This window comes from Pseudomonas sp. 13B_3.2_Bac1, assembly GCF_025466205.1.
Taxonomy (GTDB): Bacteria; Pseudomonadota; Gammaproteobacteria; order Pseudomonadales; family Pseudomonadaceae; genus Aquipseudomonas; species Aquipseudomonas fluorescens_H.
On sequence record NZ_JANLOG010000157.1, the window covers coordinates 98295 to 116627 of the forward strand.

Genomic DNA, 18333 nt, shown 5'->3' on the forward strand with positions numbered 1-18333 from the left:
ATGTTACCCAACACAATCATGGCTGGCAAGCCGAATCAGGCAGAAACTTCACTTACCAGTTTTGCCAGTTCTTCGGCATAGCTGCGAACCTGAGTTTCATCCTCGCCTTCGACCATCACACGCACCAGCGGCTCTGTGCCGGACTTGCGCAGAAGCACACGACCTCGACCCGCCATCGCCTGGGTTACCCGCGCACTGGCTTCCTTGACAGCCGGATGCTCAAGCGGGCTCTCGCCACCACCGAAACGCACATTGATCAGCACCTGAGGGCACTTGCGCAAGACCTGACGCGTTTGCGCAAGACCTTCATTGCGGGCTTTCAATGCCATCAACACCTGCAACGCAGCAATGATCGCATCACCTGTTGTGGTGTGATTGAAGCAGACGATGTGGCCCGAATTCTCACCACCTACCAGCCAGTTGCGCTCCAGCAGCTCGGCGATCACATAGCGATCACCGACATTCGCTCGAATGAACGGAATCGAGAGATCCGCCAACGCGAGCTCAAGACCCAGGTTGCTCATCAGAGTACCGACCACGCCACCCTGCAACTTGCCACGCTCGTGCAGATCGCGCGCAATGATGAACAGCAGCTCGTCACCATCGACGATGGCGCCAGTGTGATCGACCATCAACACCCGATCACCGTCGCCATCGAAGGCGATACCCAGATCAGCGTGCTCAGCCAATACAGCAGCCTGCAACGACCCCATATGGGTCGAACCGCAATTGTCATTGATGTTCAGGCCATTGGGCTGAGCTGAAAGCACTACAACTTCCGCACCCAGCTCTCGAAAGACGCTTGGAGCAACCTTGTAGGTCGCACCGTTTGCGCAGTCGATCACGATTTTCAGGCCGGAAAAACTGGTGCCGGTGGGCACACTGCTTTTGCAGAACTCGATGTAACGACCCGACGCGTCGTTAATGCGCGACACCTTGCCGATCTTGCTCGACTCAACCACAGCCATCGGGGTATCGAGCAACTCTTCAATCATCAACTCCAGCTCATCAGGCAACTTGGTGCCCTTGCCGGAGAAGAACTTGATACCGTTATCGTCATGCGGGTTGTGCGAAGCGCTGATCACGATCCCGGCTTCGGCCTGGAAAGTACGCGACAGGTAGGCGATAGCCGGCGTCGGCATCGGCCCCAGCAGCATCACATCGGCACCTGCCGAAGTCAGGCCCGCTTCAAGCGCCGACTCGAACATGTAGCCGGAAATTCGCGTGTCCTTGCCGACCAGTACCTTGCAGGCGCCCATCTTGCGAAAAGCCATGCCAGCCGCCCAGCCGAGCTTGAGCATGAAGTCCGGAGTGATCGGATATTCACCGACACGACCACGAATACCGTCAGTACCAAAGTATTTCTTGCTCATAAGTGCTCCATCATTCTTATTCGGCTGATTCCACGGCCGCGAGCATACGCACCACGTCTACCGTTTCCGCCACATCATGGACGCGCAATATACGCGCTCCTTTCACCGACGCCAGTGCCGCGAGTGCCAGACCACCATGCAGACGCTCGCCCACCGGACGATTCAGCGCCTGGCCAATCATGCTTTTGCGTGAGACACCGACCAATAGCGGACGCCCCAGCGCATGCAGGGCTTCCATATGCTTGAACAAGCTTAGATTGTGCTGCAGGGTTTTGGCGAAACCGAAACCGGGATCAAGAATGATCCGCTCGGCAGGAATACCCGCCGCCGCACATTGAGCCATGCGCTCGGCCAGAAACTCACCCACTTCCCGGGTAACGTCCTGATAGTGCGGACTGTCCTGCATGTCACCTGGCTCACCGAGCATGTGCATCAGACATACCGGCAACCCGGTCGCCGCAGCGGCATCCAGCGCACCATCACGGCGCAGCGAGCGCACGTCATTGATCAACCCGGCACCGAGCCGCGCAGTTTCGCGCATCACTGCAGGTGTCGAAGTATCAACCGAGATCACCACATCCAGCTCGCGATTGATCAGCTCCACGATCGGAGCTACGCGCTCCAGCTCTTCCAGCGGCGAAACCGCTCGAGCGCCGGGCCTGGTCGACTCACCGCCGACATCAATCAGCGTCGCGCCAGCAGCCACCATGGCTTCGGCGTGACGCAAGGCCACGTCGAGCTGACTGTAGCGGCCGCCATCGGAAAAGGAATCGGGAGTGACATTGAGAATGCCCATGACATGCGTCCGGGCCAAATCAAGAACCCGGTTGCCGCAAGGCAACCGGGTCAGGGACTGTGCAGAAGTCATTTCAAACCTTAAACGTCAGCAGCCGGACCGCCGATCGGTGTTTCCGGACGCTCATCCTGGATCACTGGAGGCGGAGGCGTACCGGTGCCACCTGTCCAGTCACGCGGTTCGCGAGGCGTACGACCCGCCATGATGTCGTCGATCTGCTCGGCATCGATGGTTTCGTACTTCATCAGCGCATCGGCCATGGCATCCAGCTTGTCACGGTTGTCCGTGAGGATCTGCTTGGCCGTGCCGTAGCACTGATCGATGATGCTACGCACTTCGGAGTCGATCAGCTTGGCGGTCTCACCGGAGAAGCTGGCATTCTGACCGCCACCACCGCGACCGAGGAACACTTCGCCCTCTTCTTCGGCGTACATCAGCGGACCGAGTTTTTCCGACAGGCCCCACTTGGTCACCATGTTCCGCGCAATCTGACTGGCACGCATGATGTCGTTGGAAGCGCCGGTGGTCACACCGTCGAAACCTAGAGTCATTTCTTCGGCGATACGGCCGCCGTACAGCGAGCAGATCTGACTGATCAGCGCACGCTTGGACAGACTGTAGCGATCTTCTTCCGGCAGGAACATGGTCACACCCAGCGCACGACCACGCGGAATGATCGAGACCTTGTAGACCGGATCATGCTCAGGCACGACGCGACCAACAATGGCGTGGCCAGCTTCGTGATAAGCGGTGTTCTGTTTTTCTTTCTCGGACATGACCATCGACTTGCGCTCGGCGCCCATCATGATCTTGTCTTTGGCCAGTTCGAATTCTTTCATTTCAACGATGCGCTTGCCGCTGCGTGCAGCGAACAGCGAAGCCTCGTTGACCAGGTTGGCCAGGTCCGCACCGGAGAAGCCCGGGGTACCGCGTGCGATAACGGCCGGAGCAACGTCGTCGCCCATTGGCACTTTGCGCATGTGAACCTTGAGGATCTGCTCGCGACCACGGATGTCCGGCAAACCTACAACCACCTGACGGTCGAAACGGCCCGGACGCAGCAGCGCAGGGTCGAGTACGTCAGGACGGTTGGTCGCCGCAATCACGATGATGCCGTCATTCATTTCGAAGCCATCCATCTCCACCAGCAACTGGTTGAGAGTCTGCTCGCGCTCGTCGTGACCACCGCCCATGCCGGCGCCACGGTGGCGACCGACGGCGTCGATTTCGTCGATGAAGATGATGCACGGTGCGTGCTTCTTGGCCTGCTCGAACATGTCACGAACGCGGCTTGCGCCGACACCCACGAACATTTCAACGAAGTCGGAACCGGAAATAGTGAAGAACGGTACCTTCGCTTCGCCGGCAATCGCCTTGGCCAGCAAGGTCTTACCGGTACCCGGAGGACCGACCATCAGCACACCGCGAGGGATACGACCGCCCAGGCGCTGGAACTTGCCCGGATCACGCAGGAACTCAACCAGCTCGCCGACTTCTTCCTTGGCTTCGTCGCAACCCGCAACGTCAGCCAGGGTGGTTTTCACCTGATCTTCGGAGAGCAGGCGCGCCTTGCTCTTGCCGAAGCTCATCGGTCCACCCTTGCCCCCGGCGCCACCCTGCATCTGGCGCATGAAGAACATGAACACCGCAATGATCACCAGGATCGGGAAGCTGGCCACCAGGAGTTGAGTCCAGATGCTTTGCTGTTCAGGCTGCTTGCCTTCAACCACAACGTGATTGTCGACCAGATCGCCGATCAGGCCATTGTCCTGGATCGCCGGACGAATGGTCTTGAAGCTGTCACCATCGTTGCGTTTGCCGGTAATCACATAGCCGTCAACGGCTACGCGCTCGACCTTGCCATCCTTGACCTGCTGGATGAAGTCGGAATAGTTGAGGGTCTGCGGCTCGTTAGGGCTGGAGAAGTTGTTCATCACCGTCACGAGGACTGCCGCGATGATCAACCACAGGATCAGATTCTTTGCCATATCGTTCAATTAACTACCCTCTGAAGCAAGCTCCGCTACTGGCGCGCGCTTCGCATGATATTCACCGGCCTAACTTACTACATTACCTACAACTCTGGCAGGCGCCGTCTGTAACCCTTTGTGAAACACTTTCTACACAATATTCGCTTATGCACGCGGGGCAAAATACGAAAAACCTATCACCCCGGCCAAAAAACTCGTTTTACTCGTTGCCGCCGCGGTAGCCCCAAGCCAGCATATATTGCTCGCGGGAGCTGCCACGGGACGAATCCGGCTTGATCATCTGGATCTTGTCGAATTTCTTGCGAGCATCCTTCAGGTAAACATCGAAACCTTCGCCCTGAAAAATCTTGATCACGAAATTACCGCCCGGCTTGAGTATCCGCTCCGCCAGATCAAGCGCCAGCTCACAAAGGAACATGGCTTTCGGCATGTCTACTTCAGGCGTACCACTCATATTGGGGGCCATATCGGAAATCACAAGGTCCACCTGCGAATTACCCACGGCTTCAAGGATCCGCGCGAGCACTTCGTCCTCGGTGAAGTCACCCTGGATGAAAGTCACGTCCGGGATGCTGTCCATTTCCAGGATGTCCGACGCGATCAGACGGCCCTGACCGCCGATCAACCGGCTGGTGACCTGCGACCAGCCGCCGGGCGCCGCGCCCAGGTCGACAACGCTCATGCCGGAACGGATCAGCTTGTATTTCTCCTGGATCTCCAGAAGCTTGTAACTCGCACGCGAGCGGTAGCCATCCTTCTGCGCCTGCTTCACATAAGGATCGTTGACATGTCGTTTCAGCCAACCAAGGCTTGTCTTGGAACGCGCCATTGGGCACCTCGATAATAAGGGTCGTGATTAATTGGGCGGATCCACGAACCCTCGGGTAAAATGGCCGCCATTTTACAGAATCCAGACGAAAGGGTCAGATTATGCCGCTCACTCCAGAGCAGAAGAAACAGTACAAATCCATTGGCCACCATCTGAAACCAGTTTTGACTGTGGCTGACAACGGTTTGACTGAAGGTGTGTTAGCCGAACTCGAACGCGCATTGGCGGATCATGAGCTGATCAAGATCAAGCTCAACATCCTCGACCGCGAGTCGCGCCTGGCGCACATTGCAGAACTGTGCAAGGTCGGCAAAGCGGACCTGGTTCAGGTCATCGGCAAGATGGCACTGGTTTATCGCAAGAACTTCAGCGTCAACAAGCAGCTGTCGAACGTTCATCGCTTCAAGTGATGACAAGGGTCAAGGGTGTGCTTCGCGCACCCTCCCACTCCATCCCGGAACCGGTTGCAACACCAGCACCAGACCGGAAAAGCCCAACACCAGAAAACTGAACTCCTGCCAGCGCTGCGCTTGCGGCCAGCCGACACGCACGGCGACAAACATCGCACACGCATACAACGCCATCAGCAACACCTGTCCACGAAAGTCCCGCCATAGACTGGCAAGGCCCTCGGCCTGTACCAGCACCAAAGCCTGAAAGATCACGCATGCGGCGGCAAAACTCACCACCGGCACTTCGAACGCATCGGCAATCTCATCGATCAGCAATGGTGCCAGGCCAATCTTGCCCAACACCGCTCGCAAACCGAGATGAATCAGCCAGAAGCCGCCGACCCACAACATCTGGGTCAGCTGCCAAAGCATGGCGCCCGCACGTAGCGGGCGCCTGCCTTCAGATGTGACGGACTTCGACAATCTCGTACTCGATAACGCCGCTTGGCGTTTTCACTGCGACCACATCGCCCTCTTCCTTGCCGATCAAGGCGCGGGCCAGAGGCGAGCCTACCGAAATCTTGCCGAGTTTGAAGTCAGCCTCATCCTCACCGACGATGTGGTAAGTGACGCTCTCATCCGTCTCGACGTTGGCGATCTCGACGGTAGTACCGAAGATCACTTTGCCGGTGTGCGGAATGGTCGTGACATCGATGATGACCTGATTCTGGATCCGGCCTTCAATGTCACGGATCCGCGCCTCGACCATGCCTTGCTGTTCGCGGGCGGCATGGTATTCAGCGTTTTCCTTCAGGTCACCCAACTCGCGAGCCGTACCGATGTCCTGGCTGAGTTTCGGACGAACGACCTTGGTCAGATGAGCGTGTTCTTCTTCCAGGGCTTTCGCGCCCTGGACGGTCATTGGGTATTTGATCATGCCTTCAATCCTGCGTGTAAATCCTGCAAGCGGCGCACGGTCTTCTCGGGACCGAACTTCAGCGCTTCACAGATAGCCTCGCCCGCAGCAATGGTGGTGGTGCAGTAGATCTTGTGCTGCAGGGCATTACGACGAATGGAGTAGGAATCAGCGATCGACTGACGGCCTTCGGTGGTGTTGATGATCAGGGTGACTTCGTCATTCTTGATCATGTCGACCACGTGCGGACGACCCTCGGTCACCTTGTTCACACGGCGCACTTTCAGGCCTGCGGCTTCGATCAGCTTGGCAGTACCGGCAGTGGCGACCACTTCGAAGCCCAAGTTGATCAGATCACGGGCCACGCCTGCAACCAGCGGCTTGTCATCGTCACGCACGCTGATGAACGCGGTACCGCCGGTCGGCAGCACTTCGCTCGCGCCCATCTGGGCCTTGGCGAATGCTTCACCGAAGGTGTCGCCGACGCCCATCACTTCACCAGTGGACTTCATCTCTGGGCCGAGGATCGGGTCAACGCCAGGGAATTTGGCGAACGGGAACACCGCCTCTTTCACGCTGTAGAAGTTCGGGATGATTTCCTTGGTGAAGCCGATTTCCTTCAGGGTCTTACCGGCCATGACGCGAGCAGCGATCATTGCCAGGGAAACACCGATGCACTTGGACACGAACGGTACGGTACGCGAAGCGCGCGGGTTGACTTCGATGACGTAGATGTCTTCGCCCTGCAGCGCCAGTTGCACGTTCATCAGGCCGACAACGCCCAGTTCCAGGGCCATTTTCTTGACCTGTTCGCGCATCTCGTCCTGAATGTGCGCCGGCAGCGAGTAAGGCGGCAGCGAGCACGCGGAGTCACCGGAGTGAACGCCCGCCTGTTCGATGTGCTGCATGATCGCGCCGATCACCACGTCTTTGCCGTCGCAGACCGCATCCACGTCCATCTCGATGGCGCAGTTGAGGAAGTGGTCGAGCAGCACCGGGCTGTCGTTGGAGACTTGCACCGCATCACGCAGGTAGCGCTTGAGTTCGTCTTCCTTGTAAACGATTTCCATCGCGCGGCCGCCCAGTACGTAGGACGGGCGCACCACCAGCGGATAACCGATTTTCGCGGCAGCACGAACAGCTTCGTCTTCGCTGCGCACGGTGGCGTTTGGCGGCTGACGCAGGTTCAGGCGCTCGACCATTTGCTGGAAGCGCTCACGGTCTTCGGCACGGTCGATGGCGTCAGGGCTGGTGCCGATGATCGGCACGCCAGCGGCCTCCAGAGCACGCGCCAGTTTCAGCGGCGTCTGGCCGCCGTACTGGACGATCACGCCTTTCGGCTTCTCGACGCGGCAGATTTCCAGCACGTCTTCCAGGGTTACCGGCTCGAAATACAGACGGTCGGAAGTGTCGTAGTCGGTGGAAACGGTTTCCGGGTTGCAGTTGACCATGATGGTTTCGTAGCCGTCTTCGCGCAGTGCGAGGGCCGCGTGTACGCAGCAGTAGTCGAACTCGATGCCCTGGCCGATACGGTTCGGACCGCCACCCAGAATCATGATCTTGTCGCGACCGGACGGCGCGGCTTCGCACTCTTCCTCGTAAGTCGAGTAGAGGTAAGCGGTGTCGGTGGCGAACTCGGCGGCGCAGGTGTCAACGCGCTTGTAGACCGGGAACACTTCCAGTTTTTGACGGTGAGTACGCAGATTCTTCTCGGTCACACCCAGCAGTTTTGCCAGACGCTGATCGGAGAAGCCTTTGCGCTTGAGTTTGAACATCAGGTCGCGGTCGATGGCGGACAGACCGAGGGTCTTGACCTTCTCTTCGTCCTTGATCAGATCTTCGATCTGCACCAGGAACCACGGGTCGATCATGTTCATGCCGAAGATGTCTTCGACGGTCATGCCGGCGCGGAAGGCGTCCGCCACGTACCAGATACGCTCGGCGCCCGGCACGGTCAGCTCGCGCTTGAGGATGCTCATGCTTTCCGGATTGCTCAGGTCGAGCTTCTCGTCCAGACCGCAGACACCGACTTCCAGACCGCGCAGGGCTTTCTGCAGGGATTCCTGGAAGGTACGGCCGATGGCCATGACTTCACCGACCGACTTCATTTGAGTGGTCAGGCGTGCGTCAGCGTTGGCGAATTTCTCGAAAGCGAAACGTGGCAGCTTGGTCACGACGTAGTCGATCGACGGCTCGAAGGACGCCGGGGTCTTGCCGCCGGTGATGTCGTTCGACAGTTCGTCGAGGGTGTAGCCCACCGCCAGTTTGGCCGCGACTTTGGCGATCGGGAAACCGGTGGCTTTCGAAGCCAGTGCCGAGGAACGCGATACACGCGGGTTCATCTCGATCACGACCATGCGGCCGGTGTCCGGGCAGATGCCGAACTGCACGTTGGAACCGCCGGTCTCGACGCCGATCTCACGCAGTACCGCCAGCGAGGCGTTACGCAGGATCTGGTATTCCTTGTCGGTCAGGGTCTGTGCCGGAGCCACGGTGATCGAGTCACCGGTGTGCACGCCCATCGGATCGAAGTTTTCGATCGAGCAGACGATGATGCAGTTGTCCTTTTTGTCGCGGACAACTTCCATTTCGTATTCTTTCCAGCCGATCAGCGATTCGTCGATCAGCAACTCTTTGGTCGGCGACAGGTCCAGACCGCGGGCGCAGATTTCTTCGAACTCTTCACGGTTGTACGCGATACCGCCACCGGTGCCGCCCATGGTGAAGGACGGACGGATGATGCACGGGAACCCCAGACGCTCGAGGACGGCGTTGGCCTCTTCCATGCTGTGGGCGATACCGGAACGCGGGCATTCCAGGCCGATCGACTTCATGGCCTTGTCGAAACGCGAACGGTCTTCAGCCTTGTCGATGGTGTCGGCGTTGGCGCCGATCATCTCCACGCCGAATTTCTCCAGAACGCCTTCGCGCTCCAGATCCAGGGCGCAGTTCAGTGCAGTCTGGCCGCCCATGGTTGGCAGCACCGCATCCGGACGCTCTTTTTCGATGATCTTGGCCACGGTCTGCCACTTGATCGGCTCGATGTACGTGGCGTCAGCCATGTCCGGGTCGGTCATGATGGTGGCCGGGTTGGAGTTCACCAGGATGACGCGGTAACCCTCCTCGCGCAGGGCCTTGCAGGCCTGGGCGCCGGAGTAGTCGAATTCGCAGGCCTGGCCGATAACGATCGGGCCAGCGCCGAGAATCAGGATGCTTTTAATGTCTGTACGTTTTGGCATGGGTTTGTCACTCAAATCCGCAGGTCAGTCGGCAAGCCGTCTTGATCGTTTTCTGAAGCCCTGAGGGGCGCCACCGGTGTCGGGGCCGCCCTCGAGGGCTTCTCGCTACAGTCTCAAGGCGAACGCTTAGCGTCGCTTGGCCATCTCGTTGATGAAGCGGTCGAACAGGGGTGCCACATCGTTCGGGCCCGGGCTCGCTTCAGGGTGGCCCTGGAAGCTGAACGCGCTCTTGTCGGTGCGCTCGATACCTTGCAGGGTGCCGTCGAACAGCGATTTGTGGATCGCACGCACGTTGGCCGGCAGGGTCGCTTCGTCAACCGCGAAACCGTGGTTCTGGCTGGTGATCATCACGACGCCAGTGTCCAGATCCTGCACCGGGTGGTTGGCACCGTGGTGGCCATGGCCCATTTTCAGGGTCTTGGCGCCGGAGGCCAGAGCCAGCAACTGGTGACCAAGGCAGATGCCGAAGACCGGAATTTCGGTTTCCAGCACTTCCTTGATCGCCTTGATCGCGTAGTCGCAAGGCTCCGGGTCACCAGGGCCGTTGGACAGGAACACGCCGTCCGGCTTGAGTGCCAGTACGTCGGCCGCCGGGGTTTGCGCCGGCACCACGGTCACGCGGCAACCGCGCTCGACCAGCATGCGCAGGATGTTCAGTTTGACGCCGTAGTCGTAGGCAACCACGTGGTATGGCAGCTCGGAGGCTTCGATGGTCGCGTGGCTGTCGGTCTTCAAGTCCCAGACAGTGGAGCGCCATTCGTACTTTTCCTTGGTGCTGACGACTTTCGCCAGATCCATGCCCTTCAGGCCCGGGAAGCCTTGCGCGGCGGCAATTGCAGCTTCTTCGGAGATGTTGTCGCCGGCCATGATGCAGCCGTTCTGTGCGCCTTTTTCACGCAGGATGCGGGTCAGGCGACGAGTATCGATACCAGCGATTGCCACAACGTTGTTGGCTTTCAGGTAGTCGGACAGGGACATCGTGTTACGCCAGTTGCTCGCTACCAGCGGCAGGTCACGGATCACCAGGCCAGCGGACCATACGCGGTCAGACTCGGCGTCTTCCGGCGTGGTGCCGGTGTTGCCGATGTGCGGGTAAGTCAGGGTAACGATCTGCTGGGCGTAGGAAGGATCGGTAAGGATTTCCTGATAGCCGGTCATTGCGGTGTTGAACACCACCTCACCAACGGTTTGACCGTCGGCTCCAATGGCTTCGCCGCGAAAAATGCTGCCATCAGCAAGGGCGAGTATGGCTGGCTTAGTCAAGAAGACCTCCCGTAAATAACGCATGAAAGGGCAATCGCAGGTTGTAAAAAAGCGGAGTGACGTATGGACACGTCACCCCGCTTCTTCACTGAATTATTCTGCGCGCTTTTAGTGGACACACTAAAGCTGTAGCTTACAGAAAAAGGCTTTTTTGGTCCACCGCTAAAGAGCCTAAAAGGCCGGAGAATGCGACAGGCCGTCGCGCGGTGTAGAAAAACCAGCGCAAACCGGGCGTTTGCGCTGGGTAAAGCAGTCAATCAATGCAGGTCGAGCACGTCCTGCATGTCGTACAGACCCGGCTCGCGACCATCCAGCCACAACGCCGCACGCACCGCACCCTTGGCGAATGTCATGCGACTGGAAGCCTTGTGCGTGATCTCCAGGCGCTCGCCTTCGCAAGCGAACAGCACGGTGTGATCGCCGACCACATCACCACCACGCACGGTAGCGAAACCGATGGTTTCCCGCTCGCGTGCACCGGTATGGCCTTCACGACCATAGACCGCGACCTTGTGCAGATCACGATCCAGCGCATCGGCAATCACCTCACCCATGCGCAGGGCAGTGCCCGAAGGCGCATCGATCTTGTGCCGGTGATGCGCCTCGATGATCTCGATGTCCGCATCATCGCCCAGCACCCGAGCGGTCATTTCGAGCAGCTTCAGCGACAGGTTGACCCCGACACTGAAGTTGGCCGCGAACACGATCGGAATATCCTTGCCCGCCTCGGCCAGCAATTGCTTCTGCGCAGCGTCGAGCCCAGTGGTGCCGATGACCATGGCCTTGCCAGCCTTGCGACAGAACGCGAGGTTTTTCAGCATGACTTCCGGCAAGGTAAAGTCGATCAGCACATCGAACTCTTCAGCCACCGATTCGAGATTGCCGGACAACGGCACACCGATGCGACCCAGCGAAGCCAGCTCACCGGCGTCCACTCCGATCAGCGTACTGCCGGGACGAACGATCGCCGCGGTCAGGCCGGTCAGTGGCGCGCGCTGTTGCACGGCCTCGACCAGAATCTTGCCCATGCGCCCGGCGGCGCCCATCACAGCTATACGTCGCATGCCAACTCCTTACAGATCGCCGAAGAAGCGCTTCACACCATCGAACCAACCGGTGGTTTTCGGCGAGTGACTGTTGTCGTCCGCCAGCGAGCTGCGGAACTCTTCGAGCAATTCGCGCTGACGACGATTCAGATTGACTGGCGTCTCGACCGCTACACGGCACATCAGATCGCCCGCACCACCGCCACGCACTGGCGCCACGCCTTTGCCGCGTACGCGGAACTGCTTGCCGGTCTGGGTACCTTCAGGGATTTTCAGTTTGACGCGACCGTCGAGGGTCGGGATTTCCAGTTCACCACCGAGCGCCGCATCAACGAAGCTGATCGGCACTTCGCAGAACAGGTGTTTGCCATCGCGCTGGAAGATGTCGTGCTCGCGTACGTTGATCACCACGTACAAGTCGCCAGTCGGGCCACCTTGAGTACCCGCTTCGCCTTCGCCGGACAGACGAATGCGGTCGCCGGTATCGACGCCAGCCGGCACTTTCACCGACAGGGTCTTGTACTCTTCGACGCGACCATCGCCGTGGCAGGAATCGCACGGATCGGAAATGATCTTGCCCTGGCCATGGCAACGCGGGCAGGTCTGCTGCACCGAGAAGAAGCCCTGCTGCATGCGCACCTGACCGATGCCGCCGCAGGTCGGGCAGGTCGATGGCGACGAGCCTTTCTTCGCGCCGGAACCATCGCATGGCTTGCAATTGACCAGTGTCGGAACGCGGATATTCACGGTAGTGCCGCGCACCGCTTCTTCCAGGTTCAGCTCCAGGGTGTAGCGCAGATCGCTGCCACGCTGGGCGCCGCCACGGGAACCGCCACGACCGCCACCGAAGAAGTCACTGAAGACATCGCCAAAGATGTCCGAGAAGTTCTGCCCACCGAAGCCGGCGCCACCGCCACCCATGCTTGGGTCGACACCGGCATGACCGTACTGGTCGTACGCCGCGCGCTTGCTCGAATCGGACAATACTTCGTAGGCCTCGTTGGCCTCTTTGAACAGTTCTTCCGACGCTTTGTCATCGGGATTACGGTCCGGGTGATGCTTCATCGCCAGACGACGATAGGCCTTCTTCAGGTCTGCATCGCTTGAACCACGCTCGACACCCAATACTTCGTAATAGTCACGCTTTGCCATAATTCTTTTGCACTCTTGAGGACGTCCGGCAAACCCCTCCTGAGGATGGCCAAACTCGTTGAGCCCCAATACAGGCCCGGACCCAACTCACGTCAATTCAACGATCCTGGTCTTTGCTTCGTTTGGTACTTGCAGCGCGAAAAGCAGGAGCATTCCCGGCCATACCAGCAGCAAGCGAACCTTGTCGCATGCTGTAAAAATTCGTGTATTCCAGATACGCCAACGCGGGAGCAAGCTCCCGCGCGGCGACATCCTACCAGTCACCGCCGCAAGGCAGTCAACCGGGCGACCAACAACTTACTTGTGGTCTTTGACTTCTTCGAACTCGGCATCAACGACATCGTCAGCCTTTTCAGCTTTCTCGTCGTGCGGCGCCGCGCCTTCAGCAGGCTGAGCCTGTTCGGCGTACATCTTCTGAGCAACCGGAGCCGAGACTTTCGACAGCTCTTCGATCTTCGCTTCGATGGCAGCCTTGTCGTCGCCTTTCACAGCGGCTTCCAGTGCAACCACAGCGGCTTCGATCGCGGTCTTCTCTTCAGCGCTGACCTTGTCGCCCGCTTCGGTAACCATTTTGCGAGTCGAGTGAACCAGTGCGTCACCCTTGTTACGGGATTCAGCCAGCTCAGCGAACTTGCGGTCTTCCTCGGCGTTCAGCTCGGCATCGCGAACCATCTTCTGAATTTCTTCATCCGACAGACCGGAGTTGGCCTTGATGGTGATCTTCTGCTCTTTGCCGGTCGCCTTGTCTTTCGCGCCAACGTGCAGGATGCCGTTAGCGTCGATGTCGAAGGTCACTTCGATCTGCGGCACGCCACGTGGAGCTGGTGGAATGTCGGCCAGGTCGAACTTGCCCAGCGATTTGTTCTGTGCAGCTTGCTTACGCTCACCTTGCAGGACGTGAATGGTCACGGCGCCCTGGTTGTCGTCGGCAGTCGAGAACACTTGCGATTTCTTGGTAGGAATCGTGGTGTTTTTCTCGATCAGCGCGGTCATCACGCCACCCATGGTTTCGATACCCAGGGTCAGCGGGCTGACGTCGAGCAGCAGAACGTCTTTCACGTCACCGGCCAGAACGGCGCCCTGAATCGCAGCACCCATGGCAACCGCTTCGTCTGGGTTCACGTCTTTACGTGCTTCTTTACCGAAGAAATCGGTCACCAGCTTCTGTACCAGCGGCATACGGGTCTGACCGCCGACCAGAATCACGTCGTTGATCGCGCCAACATCGATACCGGCGTCTTTCATGGCGATACGGCAAGGCTCGATGGTGCGCTGAACCAGGTCTTCAACCAGTGCTTCGAGCTTGGCACGCGAAATCTTCACGTTCAGGTGCTTAGGACCGGTGGCGTCTGCAGTGATGTACGGCAGGTTGACGTCGGTCGACTGAGCGGACGACAGCTCGATCTTGGCTTTCTCAGCGGCTTCTTTCAGGCGCTGCATGGCCAGCGGGTCACCTTTGAGGTTCATGCCGCTTTCTTTCTTGAATTCGTCAACGAGGTAGTCGATCAGACGAATGTCGAAGTCCTCACCGCCGAGGAAGGTGTCACCGTTGGTGGCCAACACTTCGAACTGGTGCTCGCCGTCAACTTCAGCGATCTCGATCACGGACACGTCGAAAGTACCGCCACCCAGGTCGTAAACGATCACGGTGTGATCGCCCTTGGCCTTGTCCATACCGTAAGCCAGAGCAGCTGCGGTTGGTTCGTTGATGATACGTTTAACGTCCAGACCGGCGATGCGGCCGGCGTCTTTGGTCGCCTGACGCTGGCTGTCGTTGAAGTAGGCCGGAACGGTGATCACCGCTTCGGTCACTGGCTCGCCGAGGTAGTCTTCGGCGGTCTTCTTCATCTTCTTCAGGATTTCAGCCGAGATTTGTGGCGGCGCCATTTTCTGGCCGTTCACTTCAACCCAGGCATCGCCGTTGTCAGCCTTGGCGATTTTGTACGGGACCATCTTGATGTCTTTCTGTACGACTTCTTCGTCGAACTTGCGACCGATCAGACGCTTCACCGCGTACAGGGTGTTGTGCGGGTTGGTCACTGCCTGACGCTTGGCCGACTGACCAACGAGGATTTCACCATCGTTGGCGTAAGCGATGATCGACGGCGTGGTACGCGCGCCTTCGGCGTTTTCGATAACTTTGGCTACGCCGTTTTCCAGCACGGAGACGCAGGAGTTGGTAGTCCCCAGGTCGATACCGATAATTTTGCCCATGTTCACTCTCCCGAAACTTTGGATTTTGTTGCCGCAGCAGTGGTGGCTAACTGCGGTAATACTTAAACGCTTGACTTCTAAATGGGGGCCTTGCAGCTAATTTCAAGCCTTCTCGTCAATCGAAGGCGAAATTGGCGCCGGCGCCTTGCTGACCACAACCATGGCCGGACGCAACAGGCGACCATTGAGCTGGTAGCCCTTCTGGAACACCTTCAGAACGCTGTTCGGTTCTACGTCGGCGCTTTCCTGCATGGCCATCGCCTGATGGTGAACAGCGTTGAACGGTTCGCCATGCGGATCGATCGCTTCAAGCTGATAACGCTTGAGGGTGTCGTGGAACATTTTCAGGGTCAGCTCGATGCCTTCGCGCATCGGACGGATGCTTTCGTCGTCCGGGCTCGACAGCTCGAGGCCGCGCTCCAGGCTGTCGACGATCGGCAGCAGGTCACCGGCGAATTTTTCCAGCGCAAACTTGTGCGCCTTCTCGACATCCTGCTCGGCACGACGGCGGACGTTCTGCAGATCGGCAGCTACGCGCAGCGACTGATCCTGCGCGGCGGCCAACTGCTCTTCGAGCACTTGTACACGGGTCGCCAGGTCGTCACCCGAAGTTTCGGGCGCCTGATTGGCTTCTGGATTTTGCGTATCTACTGTCTGTTCGTCAGCCATAGAATTCTCCTTTCAATTACGTCCGCGAGCTGTACTCGCGCTTCTGCCCCGATATATGGGGCCGCAAAATCAGGCTTCAAGGGCCTGCAATGATTAACCCTACAAAAAAGTGCTGCATTGTCATTCCCGCTCGGACTAAGCATCTGATCGGATCAAGCAAATCGAGCTAAGCAAGGGCATTGTCAGCCTGAAACAAAACACTGTATAAATAACCAGACCTAAAGCCTGGGAGCGGCCTTTATGCTGGTGCACCTGTCCGTACACAACTACGCCATCGTTGAACATCTCGATCTCGAACTCGATCGCGGGATGAGCGTGATCACAGGGGAAACCGGCGCCGGCAAGTCGATCATGCTCGACGCCCTGGGCCTGACCCTGGGCGATCGCGCCGACAGCGGCGTGGTTCGCCCAGGCGCCGACAAGGCCGACATTCTGGCCACCTTCGATCTGGTCGACATTCCCGAAGCCCATGCCTGGCTGGCCGAGCGCGACCTGGAAAACGACGGCCCGTGCATCCTGCGCCGGGTGATCACCGCCGAAGGCCGTTCGCGTGGCTATATCAATGGCACGCCCTGCCCGCTCGGCGATCTCAAGGCTCTCGGCGAACTGCTGATCGATATCCACAGCCAGCACGAACACCAGTCCCTGCTGAAAACCGATACCCATCGCCGCCTGCTTGATGAATACGCCGGTGCCACCGATCTGGCCCGCCAAGTTCAACTGGCTGCGCAGCGCTGGCGCCAGACTCGCCAGGAGCTGGAGCGTCTCTCCAACTCCGGCGACGAACAACGCGCGCGCCACCAACTGCTCAGCTACCAGCTCGAAGAACTGGAAAACCTCGGCCTCGGCGAACACGAGCTGGAACAGCTGGAGCAGGAACACAAAAACCTGACCAATGCCGAAACCCTGCTCGGCATTTGCCGACAAGTGGTCGAACAATGCAGCGAAAGCGATTCCGGCAACGTACTGAATGCACTGACCGCCAGCCTCAACCGTCTGTCGAGCGTGAACAACTCGGTGGGCGCACTGGGCGAAGCCAGCAGCCTGCTGACCAGCGCGCAGATCCAGGTCGAAGAAGCCGTGGGCGAACTCAATCGCTTCCTCGACAACTTCGATGCCGATCCGGCGCGCCTGCAATATCTGGAAGAACGCCTCGACGCGATTTACACCCTGGCCCGCAAGCACCGGATCCAGCCAACCGAAGTCGCCGAGCTGCAGCAAAAGTTGCTGGATGAGATCGAAACCCTCAACGCCAATGACGAATCCATCGAGCGTCTGGGTGAAGAGCTGGCTTCCTACGCACGCCACTATCAAGAAAAAGCCCGCGAGCTGAGCGACTTGCGCCATCAAGCCGCCGGCAGCCTCGCCAGCGCCGTGGAACAGGAAATCCAGCGCCTGGGCATGCCCGGCGGTCGCTTCACCATCGAATTGCGCGCCAACAGCAGTGACGAATTGCTACCCAACGGCCTGGAGCAAGTCGAGCTGCTGGTCAGTGCCAACCCCGGTCAGCCGCTGAAAGCGCTGGCCAAAGTGGCCTCCGGTGGCGAGCTGTCGCGGATCAGCCTGGCGATTCAGGTGATCACCGCGCAGACCTCACGGGTACCAACCCTGGTATTCGACGAAGTGGACGTGGGTATCGGCGGGCCGACAGCCGAAATCGTCGGCCAATTGTTGCGACGTCTTGGCGATCGCGGGCAGGTGCTGACCGTGACGCACTTGCCGCAAGTGGCGGCGCAGGGTCATCAGCATTTATTCGTGCACAAGGTACGGGGCGAGCAGGCGACTCACACCGCCGTGTCCAAGCTGAGCAAGAACGATCGTATAGAAGAAGTGGCGCGGATGCTGGGCGGCATCGACCTGACCAAGGAATCTTTGGCTCACGCGAAAAAAATGGTGGTCACCGCAAAAGTTTAAGAGCAGCAGAAAGCACGAAGGCGACCCTTGGGTCGCCTTCGTTCGTTTCGCGAACCTGAAATTCGCGCGACATGCTTACTTTTTCTTGCGTACGTACAGCACCAGATTGTGATCTACCAGATCAACACCGTGCTCCTCGGCAATTGCCTTCTGGAGCTTTTCGATTTCCGGACTGACGAATTCGACGACTTCACCGGTTTCCACGTTGACCATATGGTCGTGGTGGCCACCGTCGGCCAATTCGAATACCGCGTGGCCACCGTCGAAGTTGTGACGGACCACGAGGCCAGCGGCTTCGAACTGGGTCAGAACACGGTAAACCGTGGCCAGACCGACGTCCTCGCCCGCTTCCATCAACGCCTTGTAGACGTCCTCGGCACTCATGTGACGCTGCTCGGTAGAGTCGAGCATTTGCAGGATCTTGACCCGTGGCAGGGTCACTTTGAGGCCGGCTTTGCGTAGTTCGCTATTTTCAACCATGGTCAGCTTTCTCGCGATGCTGCTTCGCAGCTTCTCTTAATGCGGGTATGATCGGCGTT

At 58.7% G+C, this 18333-nt stretch carries 15 protein-coding genes; 2 read left to right on the forward strand and 13 right to left on the reverse strand.

The features are described 5' to 3' along the window. Positions 1–35: 35 nt before the first annotated feature. The 4 genes from glmM to rlmE all read right to left on the reverse strand — a co-directional run bounded on the left by glmM (position 36) and on the right by rlmE (position 4989). A complete protein-coding gene (gene glmM, locus NTD85_RS27145) occupies positions 36–1373 on the reverse strand; it encodes a phosphoglucosamine mutase (protein ID WP_103519787.1) in 1338 nt (445 codons plus the stop codon). Between the two features lie 16 nt (positions 1374–1389). Then, a complete protein-coding gene (folP, locus tag NTD85_RS27150) occupies positions 1390–2241 on the reverse strand; it encodes a dihydropteroate synthase (RefSeq protein ID WP_262143703.1) in 852 nt (283 codons plus the stop codon). An 8-nt stretch (positions 2242–2249) separates the two neighbouring features. After that, positions 2250–4157, reverse strand: a complete 1908-nt coding sequence (gene ftsH, locus NTD85_RS27155) for an ATP-dependent zinc metalloprotease FtsH (protein WP_027610779.1) — start codon at positions 4155–4157, stop codon at positions 2250–2252. Positions 4158–4359: 202 nt separating this feature from the next. Beyond that, positions 4360–4989: a 23S rRNA (uridine(2552)-2'-O)-methyltransferase RlmE gene (gene rlmE, locus NTD85_RS27160; protein ID WP_003221536.1), complete on the reverse strand. Its 630-nt coding sequence runs from the start codon at positions 4987–4989 to the stop codon at positions 4360–4362. 101 nt (positions 4990–5090) lie between these two features. Here rlmE and NTD85_RS27165 point away from each other — a divergent pair, with 101 nt between their 5' ends. Beyond that, positions 5091–5399 (forward strand): YhbY family RNA-binding protein, encoded by a 309-nt coding sequence (locus NTD85_RS27165; RefSeq protein WP_003221534.1) that lies wholly within the window; start codon positions 5091–5093, stop codon positions 5397–5399. 9 nt (positions 5400–5408) lie between these two features. On the opposite strand, the gene NTD85_RS27170 is transcribed toward NTD85_RS27165, so the two are convergent. From NTD85_RS27170 to grpE, 8 genes are all read right to left on the reverse strand, one after another. After that, entirely contained in the window at positions 5409–5813 is a 405-nt protein-coding gene (locus tag NTD85_RS27170) for a hypothetical protein (RefSeq protein ID WP_003221532.1), read from the reverse strand. A 28-nt stretch (positions 5814–5841) separates the two neighbouring features. Beyond that, positions 5842–6318, reverse strand: coding sequence for a transcription elongation factor GreA (gene greA / locus NTD85_RS27175; RefSeq protein WP_003221530.1), 477 nt, complete (start codon positions 6316–6318; stop codon positions 5842–5844). Further along, positions 6315–9536 (reverse strand): carbamoyl-phosphate synthase large subunit, encoded by a 3222-nt coding sequence (carB, locus tag NTD85_RS27180; RefSeq protein WP_007961429.1) that lies wholly within the window; start codon positions 9534–9536, stop codon positions 6315–6317. Before carB ends, greA begins: the two co-directional genes overlap by 4 nt. Before the next feature lie 126 nt (positions 9537–9662). Continuing rightward, complete coding sequence (gene carA, locus NTD85_RS27185; RefSeq protein WP_027610776.1) at positions 9663–10799, reverse strand: glutamine-hydrolyzing carbamoyl-phosphate synthase small subunit; 1137 nt, start codon at positions 10797–10799, stop codon at positions 9663–9665. A 257-nt stretch (positions 10800–11056) separates the two neighbouring features. After that, complete coding sequence (dapB, locus tag NTD85_RS27190; protein ID WP_262143704.1) at positions 11057–11863, reverse strand: 4-hydroxy-tetrahydrodipicolinate reductase; 807 nt, start codon at positions 11861–11863, stop codon at positions 11057–11059. Positions 11864–11872: 9 nt separating this feature from the next. Further along, positions 11873–12997 carry a molecular chaperone DnaJ gene (dnaJ, locus tag NTD85_RS27195; protein WP_003221522.1) on the reverse strand — a complete coding sequence of 375 codons (1125 nt, stop codon included), beginning with the start codon at positions 12995–12997 and terminating at the stop codon, positions 11873–11875. A gap of 297 nt (positions 12998–13294) precedes the next feature. Further along, positions 13295–15211 carry a molecular chaperone DnaK gene (gene dnaK / locus NTD85_RS27200; protein WP_003221521.1) on the reverse strand — a complete coding sequence of 639 codons (1917 nt, stop codon included), beginning with the start codon at positions 15209–15211 and terminating at the stop codon, positions 13295–13297. A gap of 102 nt (positions 15212–15313) precedes the next feature. Beyond that, entirely contained in the window at positions 15314–15880 is a 567-nt protein-coding gene (grpE, locus tag NTD85_RS27205; RefSeq protein ID WP_007961425.1) for a nucleotide exchange factor GrpE, read from the reverse strand. Between the two features lie 240 nt (positions 15881–16120). Here grpE and recN point away from each other — a divergent pair, with 240 nt between their 5' ends. Next, positions 16121–17794 (forward strand): DNA repair protein RecN, encoded by a 1674-nt coding sequence (gene recN / locus NTD85_RS27210; RefSeq protein ID WP_262143705.1) that lies wholly within the window; start codon positions 16121–16123, stop codon positions 17792–17794. 75 nt (positions 17795–17869) lie between these two features. On the opposite strand, the gene fur is transcribed toward recN, so the two are convergent. Next, positions 17870–18274 (reverse strand): ferric iron uptake transcriptional regulator, encoded by a 405-nt coding sequence (gene fur, locus NTD85_RS27215; RefSeq protein ID WP_003221515.1) that lies wholly within the window; start codon positions 18272–18274, stop codon positions 17870–17872. Between the last annotated feature and the right edge of the window lie 59 nt (positions 18275–18333).

What these genes read in the sequence shown, in the direction of transcription:
- greA (WP_003221530.1), bottom strand. Translation starts at nt 6,318, where the DNA reads ATGATCAAATACCCAATGACCGTCCAGGGCGCGAAAGCCCTGGAAGAA.
- dnaJ (WP_003221522.1), bottom strand. Translation starts at nt 12,997, where the DNA reads ATGGCAAAGCGTGACTATTACGAAGTATTGGGTGTCGAGCGTGGTTCA.
- carB (WP_007961429.1), bottom strand. Translation starts at nt 9,536, where the DNA reads ATGCCAAAACGTACAGACATTAAAAGCATCCTGATTCTCGGCGCTGGC.
- fur (WP_003221515.1), bottom strand. Translation starts at nt 18,274, where the DNA reads ATGGTTGAAAATAGCGAACTACGCAAAGCCGGCCTCAAAGTGACCCTG.
- glmM (WP_103519787.1), bottom strand. Translation starts at nt 1,373, where the DNA reads ATGAGCAAGAAATACTTTGGTACTGACGGTATTCGTGGTCGTGTCGGT.
- folP (WP_262143703.1), bottom strand. Translation starts at nt 2,241, where the DNA reads ATGACTTCTGCACAGTCCCTGACCCGGTTGCCTTGCGGCAACCGGGTT.
- dnaK (WP_003221521.1), bottom strand. Translation starts at nt 15,211, where the DNA reads ATGGGCAAAATTATCGGTATCGACCTGGGGACTACCAACTCCTGCGTC.
- dapB (WP_262143704.1), bottom strand. Translation starts at nt 11,863, where the DNA reads ATGCGACGTATAGCTGTGATGGGCGCCGCCGGGCGCATGGGCAAGATT.
- NTD85_RS27165 (WP_003221534.1), top strand. Translation starts at nt 5,091, where the DNA reads ATGCCGCTCACTCCAGAGCAGAAGAAACAGTACAAATCCATTGGCCAC.
- grpE (WP_007961425.1), bottom strand. Translation starts at nt 15,880, where the DNA reads ATGGCTGACGAACAGACAGTAGATACGCAAAATCCAGAAGCCAATCAG.
- ftsH (WP_027610779.1), bottom strand. Translation starts at nt 4,157, where the DNA reads ATGGCAAAGAATCTGATCCTGTGGTTGATCATCGCGGCAGTCCTCGTG.
- NTD85_RS27170 (WP_003221532.1), bottom strand. Translation starts at nt 5,813, where the DNA reads ATGCTTTGGCAGCTGACCCAGATGTTGTGGGTCGGCGGCTTCTGGCTG.
- rlmE (WP_003221536.1), bottom strand. Translation starts at nt 4,989, where the DNA reads ATGGCGCGTTCCAAGACAAGCCTTGGTTGGCTGAAACGACATGTCAAC.
- recN (WP_262143705.1), top strand. Translation starts at nt 16,121, where the DNA reads ATGCTGGTGCACCTGTCCGTACACAACTACGCCATCGTTGAACATCTC.